The organism is Asanoa siamensis (genome assembly GCF_016862555.1).
GTDB classification, from domain to species: domain Bacteria; phylum Actinomycetota; class Actinomycetes; order Mycobacteriales; family Micromonosporaceae; genus Asanoa; species Asanoa siamensis.
On the sequence record NZ_BONE01000049.1, the window covers coordinates 1 to 13,142 of the forward strand.

Sequence of the window (13,142 nt, forward strand, 5' to 3'; positions counted from 1 at the left end):
GAACGTGAAGCCGCGGTCGGCCGCCCGAGAACTTGGCTATGTTGGCGTAGATCGCATCGAGACAGGCTCGCAGGTTGTCTACATCGGACGATGCCGGATAAGGCAGGTCATCGGTGCCGAACACGTGCGAGAGGTTGTCAGCCAGGTCGGCGATCACCTTTGTCTCGAACTTCGCGCTCGTCTTCGCTTGCACGACGATGAAATGCACATCTAACTGGCGGGCCTGTTCCGCGGCCGCCCGCACGTCGGCCGCGTCGCGAAGCAGGACACCGTTGACGAGGATGCCGTAGACGTCGATGCCGTAGTCGTTGCCGCCGCCCATCCGGAACACATCCGGCGTGAAGTCGCTCTCGTAGAAGGAGCTCAGCACGCAGAAGCCGGCGAACGCCTCGAACGCCTCGTCGACAGCAAGCGCGTCGAGATCATGATCGGCCTGAAACTGTTTCAGGAGGCCTTCGACGACAATGTCCATGCCAACTCCTCGATATCTGGCGGCACCGCTCACGTCCGGGCGCGAGCCAGCACCTCTTCCGCGCTCAGTGCGGTCGCCGGGTGATACGACAGGCACATCGGAACGGCTAGCTTGCGAAAAGGTGTTCCCTCGCCGACGGTGTAGAACTGACCAGCTTCCAGGCGCGAGATCTCGAGCGCCGTGGTGCCCTTGGCCGATGCGACCTCGCGCGCTGCCGCGATCTGGACCGGACTGTTCAGGAAGCCGTAGAACTGAGTCGCAGCATTACCGATGATGCGGTTGTGGATGCCCTTCGGCGCCTGGGTCGCGAAGATCAGGCCCAACCCGTACTTCCGAGCCTGGCTGGCCAGCGCGAGGGTGCTCTCAGTGCAGGCGGTCAGCGGCCCGGAGGGTACGAAGGTTTGGGCCTCGTCCATTACGAACAGGCCACCCAGAGGCCGGTCACCCGCCGGGTGTCGTTTGATCCAGGCGAACAATGCCATCTGCAGTTGGTTGACGAAGCTCTGACGATGCTCGTCGTTCGGTAACCCGATCAGGCTGATCACCGAAATCCGGGCGCGCTTGCCCGGCGCCGGCTTCAGCAGGACTGCAGGGTCGAGCGTCTCGCCCTCGCCACCGAACATCGGGTCGTTCACCATCGCAGCCCGCAGCGTCTCGGCCATGTCTGCGGCCAGTTGATGCGCGCGGCTGAGTGATGCCGCCCCTTCCGGCAGGTCACTGAGCAGGTCGACGAACCGGGACAGGTCCCCGTTGCGGGTGCGCGCGAAATAGTCCAGAGCCTGCCGAAGAACCGCTCGGCCGCGGTCCGCCTTCGCGGTGTTGCCGGCCATGCGGGCCCGCGGGGCGAGCGCCGCGACGGCGGTGTCCAAGGCCAGACCGAACTCGTCCGGCTCGTCCAGGACGGCCGCGAAGTCCGGCAATGGCTGGAAACTGACCGGGCGCCCAGAGGTCCGCCGAGGCGTCCAAACGACCACGTCCGTGCCCTCGAGGTAGGTGGCGGCCAGGTCGGCGTCGCCAGGTCGCCACGTCCTCGGTGGCTCTGGCCAGGGGTCGCCGAGCCGGGCGAGGTCGTTGTTCGGGTCGAGAACGATGGCGGAGACGCCGTTCAGCGCGCACTCCTCGATCAGGCGCCGGATCAGGACGGTCTTCCCTGACCCGGAGCCGGCAAAGATCACCGCATGTTTGCGTAAAGATTCGAGCGGCGCGCGTACCGGCTCGCCGGTCTCCGTCATCGTTCCGAGGTCCAGGCTGGGCCCGGCGCGCTCGGGTGCCAACGCCGGCTCTGGCTCCGACGTCGAACCCGTGGGCCCGCCCGTTGCGTCGGGCTGGGGTTTCTGTGGCTCCCCGTCGTCGGGCGGTGGCCCGAAGACCTTACCGAAGAGCGCGGTGTTTCCAGCCGGACGTCGTGCTAGCAACCAGTCCGGTAGGGCCGGATCGTGCTCGTTGAGCATCGCTGCGAGCGCGGCAAAGGTTCGGAGGTCATCGGTCGAGACCGTGGTCAGCATCCCACCGCGGTCGAGGTAGTCCTGCTTCACGCGCTGGCTGACCTTGCCAGTCGGCCACGTCGGGTTGCGCAGCACGATGGCACGACGCTTGCTGATCGCCGGGTCGAGGTTGACGAAACTGAGCAGCCGCCGGAGCCGGGCCTGCACCGCTATTGCGTTGGGATGTGACAGCGCCCGGAACGACCAGTGCGCCTCGTCCTCGGTCTCCTCGTCCAAGCTCTCTCGAAGCCATGCGTGCATCGACGGGTTGCCGTCCTCACCGCGCTGCACGCTGTATCGAGCGCGTTTCTCGCCTTGTTCGATGGTCCAGGCTTGCAGACCCGCGAGCAGCAGCCTGGACATCTCCCTGTCCTCGGTCGCGGGTGCCAGCGCTCCATCGACCACCACTTCGTCGCGGAGCGCGGCCAGACGGCCGTCCAGCATTTCCAGGCGGCCTCGAGGCGGCGCTGGCACATACCGAGTCGGAACCCGCTTCGCCTGATCCAGATCCGTGAGCGGCACGACCTCATCCGCCTCGAGGCACGCCCGCACGTGCTCGTCCACTCGCTGCAGCAGCCCGCGCGGCGTGAAACCCAAGGCGCCTCGGAACGCCTCCGGCACCACCGGCCAGGTTGGGTAGGGCGGCGGAAACTCGGCGGTTTCGAAATATGGCTCGAACCGTGCGGTGACCAGCTCAGTCGCAATCTCGGCGGACGGGATCCGGGCGAGTCGGGTCTCCTTGCGGAACCGTCCACTGACCGAGGCCACGGCGTTCTGTTCGATGAGCCCCCATGATCCCGGCAGGCAGGCGACCACTGTCACGGTCCTACTCAGCACCTCGCGTAGCTGCATCAGGCCCTCGCCGAGATCGGCGGCCAACGCGATCGGCTCGTTGGCTCCGCGACCGGATCCGTCCTCGACCGTGGAGGTCCGCGCCTGTGCGAACACCGGGTCGATCTGGTCCACTGCAAACAGCGCCGCCCCGGTGCATGCGACGAGACGGGAGAGTTCCCCCGCCACCTCCTGCGGCTGCTTCACCGTGGTGGGCACGCCCCAGCGCTCCAGCCCGATGGCGGTCTCCTCCTGCGCAGAAGTGAGCCAGTTCTCCGCGAGATCGTTAGCGTGTTCCTCGGAGGAGGCGAGCATGGTGAGGGCTCGGAGGGTGTGCCGGCACTCGCGTCCTACTTCAGGCGCGGCCCGCCTGAATGCGGAGATGAATTGATCGAGCGCTTCGGGCGTGAGCTGGTTGGCGCCGCGCACGCGCAAACGCAGGTCGTTGGACACGCCGGCGATCTTTGCCAGTCGTTCGAGCAGCACCGCGAGCTGCGGATGCCGGTACGAGCCGGGCCGGTGCAGACCGCGCAACAGCGCGGAGACCACGTTCGGCCAGAACGACCTGCCGTCCGCGATCCCCATGAGAAAGAAGTAGCCGCCGCGAAGTTGCACGCGCTCGCGCGCCCAGCGGATCAGGTGCGTTTTTCCAGACCCGTGCTGACCCTGAATCACCAGGCCGACCGGGTTGCGGCCAGTGCTCGAAGCCGCCGTTTCGTAGGTTCGGAGGACCGCGGCGCCTACGTCACCGTTCAGCCCATCGATGTGGAAGTCCAGGCGCGACCAGACGTCGTCCTGTGTTGGCGCCCAGTCCAGCCGGCGCAGCTCGTCGAGCGCGCGCCGCTCGAGCGGGTCGATCATGAGGAGCCGATCGTGATCAGATGCATGTCCTCTCCGCCGAGCGGAATCGCGGCCGCCTTGGCACGGTCGCTGAGGGCCTTGCGGTTCGGGTCAGGATCGAGCTGGATCGCCCGCTGCTGATCGAGAACCAGCAGGGCCTCATCCAGCTCCTTTCGCGGGATGTCCGGCAGTTCATCGCGCAACCGAGCAAGGCTGACAAAGGCTCCGGGTTCGTCGGCAAGCTTGCCGTATGCCTGCCGGATGCGGTCCTCGATGGAACGTGGGCCATGGTCCTGACCGACGAAGACGTCGGAAAGCTTGTAACCGTTCGTGGCCATCAGACCGTCAAGGTGCCGAAAGGTGCCGTAGAGCAGGTGCCAGGCGGCACCGCCCCGATCCGGCGGCGCGAGCGTCAACTCCTGTCTGCCACGGGCCCAGCCCAGGTCGGTCAGCTCGTGGAAGATCGCATTGCGCAAACCCTTTTTCCAGGTAAGCAGCTTCTCGCCGCTCAACTCGTCACGAGCGGACTTGTCGATCGTCACGCGATAGAGCTTTCGAAGGTCCGGGTTCGAGGCTTCCGTAACGTGCAGCATCAAGGCGATCAGAGCCTGCCGGGCAGGCGTGCTCAGGGCAACAGGCATGGCGATGATCTTCCGAGTCGGGAGCGCGGTCAGGGAAGCCGCAAAGAGCATCATTGCTGGATTGGCTTATTCCCGCGAGCCCCTGAAGGCCCGGGCGCCCCCGGGCGGGTGTCAGGTAACCGATAGTCGGCAACGCTTCGGTCGCGGTAATGACCGTCCACCTGGTTCGTGGTCCGGTTTCTGACCGTGCGCCCTGCGCAATGGCGATTGTTCTTCGTATACAATACGTCGTCACGCGTCATATAGAGAGGCGGTCGGGTTGGATACGGACCAGCCGGCCAAGATCGGCGCTCAGCACCTGCCGCTGCGCGACCAGGTGCTCGCTGCTCTTCGCAAGGGGATCATCAGCGGCGACTATCCGCCGGGGGAGCGGCTCACCGAGGATCGGCTGGCCGAGGATTTCGGGGTTTCCCGCAACCCGGTTCGCGAGGCCCTGCGCGTCGCCGAGGCCGAGGGGTTCGTGGTGATCCTGCCGCGCCGCGGTGCTGTCGTCGCGTCGCCGAGCAGTGCCACGATCCATGACATCTTCGCGGTACGCGAGCGCCTCGAACCGTTGGCCGCCCGCCTCGCCGCCGAGCGGGCCACGCCGGGCGACGTGACGAGCCTGCGTGCCGTGCTGGAGCAGGCCCGCCTCGCCACCGAGGCCCAGGACCTGCGCCGCGTCGGCGAGCTCAACAGCGCCCTGCACCTGCAGATCCTCGGCATCAGCGGCAACCCCTGGCTCGCCTCGATCGCCAAGGCCCTTTACCTGCACGTGCAGTGGGTGTTCCAGATGACCGCGAAGGTACGCGCGCCGCACTCGTGGGACGAGCACATCAAGCTGGTCGACGCGATCGGCTCCGGCGACGGCGAACTGGCCGAGACCGTGGCCCTCGAACACGTCGGCGCGGCGTCCGCGGCCGCCCACGAGACCGCCGGCCGCGCCTAGGAGACAACGGCACCCGCTGAAGGATCCGGGCAAGGTCGTCGCGCCCCCAGCCGACACCTCGCCTCCCCTCGAGCCCGACCGGGGCTCAACGCCCCGCCGCGTACCCCTGCATGCCCCGCGGGTTCGCCCCCGCCGCCAGCACCCCCGTCGCCGGGTCCCGGGACACCGCGCACATCCGCCCCAGGCTCCACGCCCCCGACAGCCGGACCTCGTGCCCCCGCCCGCGCAGCCCGGCCACAACCTCCTCGTCCACCCGGTCCTCCAGCACGAGCACCCCCGGCTCGCTCTCCCGCGGATGGAACGACGCCGGGAAGCTCGTCGTGTGCCACATAGGAGCGTCGATCGCCTCCTGCAGCGACCGGCCCCCCACCAGATGACGCAGCAGGAACAGCAACTGCCACTGGTCCTGCTGGTCGCCACCCGGCGTGCCGCAGGCCAGCACCGGCTGGCCGTCGCGCAGCACCATCGTCGGGCTCAGCGTCGTCCGCGGCCGGCGGCCCGGTGCCAGCGACGACGGCAACCCCTCGTCCAGCCAGAACATCTGCAGCCGGCTGCCCAACGGGAAGCCCAACTCCGGGATCGTGGGGGAGCTCTGCAACCACCCACCGCTCGGCGTCGCCGAGATCATGTTGCCCCAGCGGTCCACGACGTCGACGTGGCAGGTGTCGCCGCGGGTCACGCCGTCGGGCCGGACGGTCGGCTCGCCGGTGGTCGGGTCGAAAATGGACGGACCCGAGCCGCCGCCGGAGACGTGGCGCGGAAGGCGGGGCGACGCCCCGTTGGGCCGCCCCGGTCGCAGGTCCGTGGCGGCCCGCGGGCCGATCAGGCCCGCCCGCGCGAGCGCGTACTCCCGCGACAGCAACGCCTTCACCGGCACGTCGCCCGTGTCGCCGTACCAGGCCTCGCGGTCGGCGAACGCCAGCTTGAGCGCCTCCGCCGCGGCGTGGATGCCGTGCTCGGTCGACGGGTCGAAGACGCCGGGATCGTCCAGCGCGTCCAAGATGGACAGGGTCTGCAACAGCACCGGTCCCTGGCCCCACGGCGCCGTCTTGGCCAGGACGTGGTCCTGGAAGCCGTACGTGACCGGCTCCTCCCACGAGGCCGACCAGCCGGCGACATCGTCCCCGGTCACCAGGCCCGCATGTGCCCGACCGCTGGAGTCCCGGACCGGCTGCCGGCAGAAGCGGTCGATCGCCGAGGCGACGAACCCCTCCCGCCACGCGCGCCGCGCGGCCTCCACCTGGGCCTCGCGGCCCGCGCCGCCGGCTTCTGCCTCGGCCACCAGCCGTTCGAGCGTGGCACCGTACGCCGCGTTGGTGAACATCTCGCCCGCCCGCGGAGGCGCGCCCCGCCGCAGCCAGAGGGCCGCCGACGTGGGCCAGTGCTCCTCGAACAGTGACCGCACGGCCGCCACGGTGTCCCCGACGCGGCCGACCAGCGGGTGCCCGGCATTCGCGTACCCGATCGCGGGTGTCAGCACCTCCCGCAGCGAGCATGTGCCGTGGTCCCGCAGCAGCAGCAGCCACGCGTCGACGGCGCCCGGCACGGCGGCGGCGAGCAGGCCCGACCCGGGGACGAGGTCCAGCCCGAGCGACCGGAAGTGTCCGATGGTGGCGCCCGCCGGGGCGACGCCCTGCCCGCACAGCACCCGGGGGCGCGGATCCGCCGCGGTGGCCACGATGGCGGGCACCTCGCCGCCGGGGCCGTTCAGGTGCGGCTCCACCACGTGCAGCACGAAGCCCGCGGTGACCGCCGCGTCGAAGGCGTTGCCGCCGCGTTCGAGGATCCCCATCGCCGCCTGGCTCGCCAGCCAGTGCGTCGACGACACCATCCCGAACGTGCCCTGCAGCGTCGGCCTGGTCGTGAACGTCATCCCTGCGCTCCCGCTCGCACGTCCGGTCGCGTCCCGTCGGCCCCCACGAGGTGACAGGCCGCCTCTCCGGTCCCTATCGGAACTTGCGGCGGCACCTCCGCCGCGCACTTGTCGAACGCCAGGGGGCATCGCGTCCGGAACCGACAACCCGAGGGCGGGTCCAGCGCGGAGGGCAGGTCGTCGCCGAGCAGGACCGGCGTGCGGGCGCGTTGCCGCACCGGGTCCGCGACGGGCGCGGCCGCGAGCAGAGCCTGGGTGTACGGGTGGGCCGGGCGCGCGAAGATCTGCTCCCGCGGGCCCTTCTCCATGAGCTGGCCGAGGTACATGACCGCGATCTCGTCGGCCAGGTATTCCACGGCCGACAGGTTGTGGGTGATGAACAGGCAGGCGAACCCGATGTCCCGCTGGAGGTCGGCGAGGAGGTTGAGCACCGAGGCCTGCACCGACACGTCGAGCGCGCTGGTCGGCTCGTCGGCGATGAGCAGGGCCGGCTTCGAGATCAGGGCCCGGGCGATGCTCACGCGCTGCCGCTGGCCGCCGGACAGCTCGTGGGGATAGCGGCGGGCCACCTCCTCCCGCAGGCCGACCTGGCCCAGCGAGGTGGCGACACGTTGCTGCCTGTCCCGGCGGGACAGGCGCCGCTCCGAGAGCCGCAGCGGCTCGGCCACCACGTCGCCGACGAGCATCCGCGGGTCCAGTGAACCGGCCGGGTCCTGGAACACGATGGACACCTGGCCGCGGTGCGGGCGCAACTGGCGGCGCGAGAGGCCGGTGACGTCGACGCCGCCGATCCGCACGACGCCGCTCGTCGGCTTCAGCAGCCGCACCACGCACCGGCCCACCGTCGACTTGCCGGAGCCGCTCTCACCCACCAGCGCCGTCACACCGCCGCGCGGGACCGTCAGCGACACGCCGTCCACGGCCCGCACCGGGCCGAAGTGCATGCGCAGGTCCTCGATCTCGAGGGCGTCGGTCATCGGTCCGCCTCCTGCACGGGGTGCCAGCACGCGACGAGATGGGCGGGGCCGAGCGTGCCGAGCGGCGGGGCCTCGCCGCGGCACCGGTCCGAAGCGGCCGGGCAACGGTCGGCGAAGGTGCAGGCGTCCGGCTGCGTCGTCAGCACGGGCACGAGACCCGGGATCTCCTGCAGCCGCTCGGTTCCCGCGTGCCGGCCGGGCGTGGGGGAGGCGTTCAGCAGACCCGTCGTGTAGTGGTGGTGCGGCCGGGCGAACAGCTCGTGCACGGGCGCCCGCTCCACGACGCGTCCCGCGTACATGACGACCACGCGGTCCGCGATGTCGGCGATCACGCCCAGGTCGTGCGTGATGACGAGGATGCTCGTGCCGAGCCGGTCACGCAGGTCCCGCAGCACCTCGAGGATGCCCGCCTGCACGGTGACGTCGAGCGCGGTCGTCGGCTCGTCGGCGACCAGCACCGTCGGGTTGCAGGCGACCGCCATCGCGATCATCACGCGCTGGCGCATGCCACCGGAGAGTTGGTGCGGGTAGTTGTCGACCCGCGTCGCCGGCGACGGGATGCCGACCAGCGCCAGGAGTTCCACGGCGCGGGCCCGGGCCTGCTTGCGGGAGAGCCGCTCGTGCACCTGGAGCACCTCGCCGATCTGGCGCCCGACGGTGAGCACCGGGTTCAGCGACGTCATCGGCTCCTGGAAGATGTATGCGATCTCCTTGCCGCGTACACGCCGCAGTTCGGTCTCCGGGGCACCGATGAGCTCCGTGCCGCGCAACCGGGCCGAACCGGAGACGCGGGCCGTCCGCGGCAGCAGGCCGGCGAGGCTCATCGCCGTGACGCTCTTGCCGCAGCCGGACTCGCCGACGACGCCGACGATCTCACCGGCGGCGAGGTCCAGGCTGACGTGGTCGACCGCCGAGACCTTGCCGCTCTCGGTCTCGAACGAGACGGACAGGTCGGCGACCTCCAGGATCGCGGTGGTGGTCCGGGTAGCCGTCGTCATCGGTCACCCTTCGGGTCGAGGGCGTCGCGCAGGGCGTCGCCGAACACGTTGAACGTCAACGCCAGGATCATGATGGCGAGGCCGGGCAGTGTGGCCGCCCACGGCGCCTGGGCCGCGAACTGCTGCGCCGTCGCCAGCATCGTGCCCAGGCTGGGTGCCGGTGGCTGGATGCCGAGGCCGAGGAACGACAGCACCGCCTCGCCCAGGATCGCCGCCGGTAGTGCCACCGTGGCCTGCACCAGGATCACCGAGGTCGCGTTGGGCAGGATGTGCCGGCCGAGGACCCAGAGGTCGCTGGCGCCGTCGACCACCGCCGCCGCGACGAAGTCCAGCGACTTGAGGCGCAGCGTGTCGGAGCGGATCACCCGGATCACGCCCGGGATCTGCGCGATGCCGATCGCCACGGCCGCGTTGCCGAGGCTCGGGCCCCGGATCGCCGCCAGCCCCACCGCGAGGATGAGGAAGGGGAAGGCCAGCAGCAGGTCGGTCAGCCGCCCGATGACCGCGTCCAGCGACCGGAAGTAGCCAGCCGCGAGGCCGAGCGGCACCCCGATGACGAGGGCGGTCAGCACCGCGAGGAAACCCACCACAAGGGACGCCCGGGCGCCCAGCATGATGCGGGACAACACGTCGCGGCCCAGGTCGTCGGTCCCGAGCAGGTGCCCGGGCGTGCCGGGTGGCGCGAAGATGTTGCCGAAGTCGGTCTGGTCGACCGAGTACGGCGCGATCCACGGTGCCAGCAGGGCGACCACGACCGCGATCGCGAGCACCGTGAAGCTCACGATCGCGAGCGGGTTGCGGCGCAGGCGCCGGAAGACGCGGGTGCGTCCGGTCAGGCTGACCTGGCCGGTCTCGGCCACCGGGACACTGGCGATGGTCATGCGGCGTCACCTGCCACCCGGATGCGCGGGTCGATCAGCGAGTAGAGCAGATCGACCAGGAAATTGATCACGATGTACGCCGTGGCGGTCAGCAGCACCACCGCCTGGATCACCGGATAGTCCCGTTGGAACACCGCGTCGATCGTCATCTTGCCGAAGCCCGGCAGGCCGAAGATCTGCTCGGTCACGACCGCCCCCGATATGAGGCCGCCGAGTTGGAGGCCGACGATCGTGGTGACCACGATGAGACTGTTCCGCAGGGCGTGCCGGCCGATCACGGCGCGCGGCGAGAGGCCTTTGGCCTTGGCCGTCCGCACGTAGTCGGCCGACAGCGAGTCGAGCATCGCCGACCGGGTCTGCCGCATGATGATGGCCGCGAGGCCGGTGCCGAGGATCACCGCGGGCAGGATCAGGTGGTGCAGGTTGCCCACCGGGTCGTCGAAGAACGGCACGAACCCGGAGGCCGGGAACAGGCCCGTCGCCACCGAGAGATAGAGGATCGCCAGCAGGCCGAGCCAGAAGTGGGGGACCGACAGGCCGATCAGGGCCAGGGCGTTGGCCGCCCACTCCGCCGGGCGGCCACGGCGCACCGCCGCGACCACCCCGGCGCCGACCCCCAACGCCGCGGCGATGAGGATCGCGAGCACCGACAGCTCGATCGTGACCGGCAGGGCGGTGCGGAGCATGTCCGACACCGGCAGGCCGGTGCGGATCGAGTGCCCGAAGTCGCCCTGGACGGCCCGTTCCACGTACTGTCCGAACTGGACCGTCACGGGACGGTCCAGCCCGTACTCCTTGCGGATCGCCGCCAGTGCCTCCGGCGTCCGGTCCTCACCCGCCAGCGCGAGCGCGGGGTCCCCCGGAAGCGCACGGATTCCGAGGAACACCACCACCGACGCCAACACCAGGGTCAGCGCGGAGTGCCACGCCCGCGTCAGAAGGTATCTGGCCACCGGGCGACCTACTTGGCGAAGCCGGCGAAGGCCGCGCGGATGACGCCGTCCGGGAACACCTGCACGCCCTTGACCTTGTTGGAGAACGCCGTCAGATTGGCCTGGCGGTAGAGGTAGACGAGCGGGTTGTCCTCCTGCAGCAGGGTCACCGCCTCGCCGTAGAGCTGCCTGCGCTCGTCGAGGCTCGTCGACTGGCGGGCCTTGCCGAGCACGGTGTCCAGCGCCGGGTTGCTGGTGCCGGCGACGTTCTGGCTGCCGCCGGTGCCCACGAAGTTGACGATGTTCGCGTCGGGGTCGATGCGACCGCTCCAGCCGAGCTGGAGGATCTCGAAGTTGCCGCGGTCCTGCTCGTCGAGGAGCGAGGAATATTCCACCGGAACGATCTCGATGTTGAAGCCGCCCTCCTTGACCATCGACTGCAGTGCCTGGGCCAGGCGCAGCGTGTCGGGGGTGTTCGAGGCCAACATCTTCACCGTGTACGGCGTCGGCACGCCCGCCGCCTCCAGCAGCTGCTTGGCCTTGGCCGGGTCGTGCTCGCGGCACTTCTGGGCGGCCTCCGAGGAGAACACGCTCGCCGGCGAGATCGGGCCGCAGGCCGGGCTGGGGATCCCGTTGAAGACGGCGTCCACGAGGGCCTTGCGGTCGATCGCGTACTCGAAGGCCTGCCGTACCTCCTTCTGCTTGGCGATCGGCCGGTCGATGGGCTTCGGCGGGGTGCCGAGGCCGTCGACGTTGCCCACGTTGATGGTGATGCCCTGGTAGCCCAGCGACTGCGACTGCAGCACCGTCAGCGACGACTCCTTGCGGAGGCTCTCGACGTCCTGGGTGGACACGCTGTCCGCGATCTCCGCGTCGCCGGCCCGCAGGTTGGCGGAGCGGATGCTCGCGTCGGTCAGGATGCGCCACGAGATGCCGTCGAGGTGCACCTTGTCGGCGGCGTAGTAGTTGCTGTCGCGTACGACGTCGATCGAGCTCTGCGGCACCCGCTTGCTGAACTTGAACGGGCCGACGCAGACCGGCGCCGAGGCGAAGTTGGTGCCCAGGCTCTGCAGGGCCGTGGGACTCATGATCATGCCGGCCCGGTCGGCGAGCGCGCCGACGAGCGGGGCGAACGGCGTCTTCAGCTTGACGACGACGGTCTGCGGGTCGGTGGCCTCGACCGTGTCGACGGGCCCGAGCTCGCTCTTGCGGGCCGACTCCGGCAGGGTCAGGTGCCGTTCCAGGGTGGTCTTGACGGCGGCGGCGTTGAAGTCGGTGCCGTCGGCGAACTTGACGCCCTGCCGCACGGGGATCGTGACCGTCCTGCCGTCGGCGCTGATGGTCGGCAGGGCCGTGGCCAGTTGCGGCACGACCTCCGCCTTCTCGTTGACGTCGTACAACTTCTCGCACATCGCCTGGAAGACGTAGCGCGAGTAGAGGCTGCGGGACAAGGAGGGATCCAGCCGGTCCGGCTCCGCGGACAGCGCGACGGTGAGCTTGCCGCCCTGCTTGACCTCGTCCGCGTTGGCGGGAGTGCCGAAGGAGTTCTGGGTCTGCGCCGGCTTCTCGTCGGATCCGGGCGCGGGGTCAACCGGCGAGCACGCCGTGAGCGCACAGACGACCCCGACCGCCCCGATGGCGGCCCGACCGATTGCACGCGAGAGGTTCGTCATGAGGGGCTCCTCTATCGACGGTTGTCGGAGCGTATGTTGTATACGAAGATCGCGCAAGACATGGCGGGCGCTACGCTGCTGAGCCATGACGACGAGCGGGGTCGATGTGGTCACACGCCGGTTTCGTGATCCGGGACGGCCACTCGTCCACCTGCTGGCCCCCCTCATCCGGCGCGCACTCATGCGCCGCGGCGGGGCGACGTTCACCGTCGAGGAGATCCGCGCGATGGGCCGCGACCACCCGACGGACGGCGCGCACCTGACGATGGCCAACATCGTGCGCATCCAGGCCTGGCTGACGGTCGCGGCCGTGAGCCTGCCCCTCATCGGCCTGACGACCTATCTCCGGGACGAGGTCGGCCCCGGCCTCGAACCGCTCCTGGCCGCGTCGCGGGTGGCGGTGACCGGCCTGTTCGTGTTCGCACTCGGCAACGTCCTGATCAACGGCCTGCGGTACGGGCCCGCGATGCACTACCAGGCAGCCATCGACGCGCAGTTCGCCGCCGGTCGACGTGGCGCGTGGATCCGCCTCCACTCGCCCTCGAACTGGGACACGCTCTTCGCCGTGCTCTTCACGCTGTTCCTCGCGCCGGCCCTGCTGGCCTGATCGGG

The 13,142-nt window shown here is 69.8% G+C and carries 11 protein-coding genes; 2 read left to right on the plus strand and 9 right to left on the minus strand.

The window, feature by feature from the left end; translation table 11 throughout:
- From Asi02nite_RS26660 to Asi02nite_RS26670, 3 genes are all read right to left on the minus strand, one after another.
- Positions 1 to 472: hypothetical protein (locus Asi02nite_RS26660; protein WP_203716659.1), on the minus strand; the 472-nt coding region annotated here is incomplete at its 3' end.
- A 29-nt stretch (positions 473 to 501) separates the two neighbouring features.
- Positions 502 to 3,648, minus strand: a complete 3,147-nt coding sequence (locus Asi02nite_RS26665) for an ATP-binding protein (RefSeq protein WP_239127121.1) — start codon at positions 3,646 to 3,648, stop codon at positions 502 to 504.
- Positions 3,645 to 4,322, minus strand: coding sequence for a hypothetical protein (locus tag Asi02nite_RS26670; RefSeq protein WP_203716660.1), 678 nt, complete (start codon positions 4,320 to 4,322; stop codon positions 3,645 to 3,647). Before Asi02nite_RS26670 ends, Asi02nite_RS26665 begins: the two co-directional genes overlap by 4 nt.
- A 205-nt stretch (positions 4,323 to 4,527) precedes the next feature.
- Between Asi02nite_RS26670 and Asi02nite_RS26675 the strand changes: the two genes are divergently transcribed.
- Positions 4,528 to 5,196: a GntR family transcriptional regulator gene (locus Asi02nite_RS26675; protein ID WP_203716661.1), complete on the plus strand. Its 669-nt coding sequence runs from the start codon at positions 4,528 to 4,530 to the stop codon at positions 5,194 to 5,196.
- An 85-nt stretch (positions 5,197 to 5,281) separates the two neighbouring features.
- Here Asi02nite_RS26675 and Asi02nite_RS26680 read toward each other — a convergent pair whose 3' ends face one another.
- The 6 genes from Asi02nite_RS26680 to Asi02nite_RS26705 are packed head-to-tail and all read right to left on the minus strand — an operon-like array spanning position 5,282 to position 12,530.
- A complete protein-coding gene (locus Asi02nite_RS26680) occupies positions 5,282 to 7,069 on the minus strand; it encodes a gamma-glutamyltransferase family protein (RefSeq protein ID WP_203716662.1) in 1,788 nt (595 codons plus the stop codon).
- On the minus strand, positions 7,066 to 8,046 hold the full coding sequence (locus Asi02nite_RS26685) for an ABC transporter ATP-binding protein (protein WP_203716663.1): 981 nt from the start codon (positions 8,044 to 8,046) through the stop codon (positions 7,066 to 7,068). The genes Asi02nite_RS26680 and Asi02nite_RS26685 overlap by 4 nt, the downstream gene beginning before the upstream one ends.
- Positions 8,043 to 9,044, minus strand: coding sequence for an ABC transporter ATP-binding protein (locus tag Asi02nite_RS26690; protein WP_203716664.1), 1,002 nt, complete (start codon positions 9,042 to 9,044; stop codon positions 8,043 to 8,045). Before Asi02nite_RS26690 ends, Asi02nite_RS26685 begins: the two co-directional genes overlap by 4 nt.
- On the minus strand, positions 9,041 to 9,925 hold the full coding sequence (locus Asi02nite_RS26695) for an ABC transporter permease (RefSeq protein WP_203716665.1): 885 nt from the start codon (positions 9,923 to 9,925) through the stop codon (positions 9,041 to 9,043). Before Asi02nite_RS26695 ends, Asi02nite_RS26690 begins: the two co-directional genes overlap by 4 nt.
- A complete protein-coding gene (locus Asi02nite_RS26700) occupies positions 9,922 to 10,878 on the minus strand; it encodes an ABC transporter permease (protein ID WP_203716666.1) in 957 nt (318 codons plus the stop codon). The genes Asi02nite_RS26695 and Asi02nite_RS26700 overlap by 4 nt, the downstream gene beginning before the upstream one ends.
- An 8-nt stretch (positions 10,879 to 10,886) precedes the next feature.
- A complete protein-coding gene (locus Asi02nite_RS26705; RefSeq protein WP_203716667.1) occupies positions 10,887 to 12,530 on the minus strand; it encodes an ABC transporter substrate-binding protein in 1,644 nt (547 codons plus the stop codon).
- An 85-nt stretch (positions 12,531 to 12,615) separates the two neighbouring features.
- On the opposite strand from Asi02nite_RS26705, the gene Asi02nite_RS26710 reads away from it, so the two are divergent.
- A complete protein-coding gene (locus Asi02nite_RS26710; protein ID WP_203716668.1) occupies positions 12,616 to 13,137 on the plus strand; it encodes a hypothetical protein in 522 nt (173 codons plus the stop codon).
- Positions 13,138 to 13,142 lie beyond the last annotated feature (5 nt).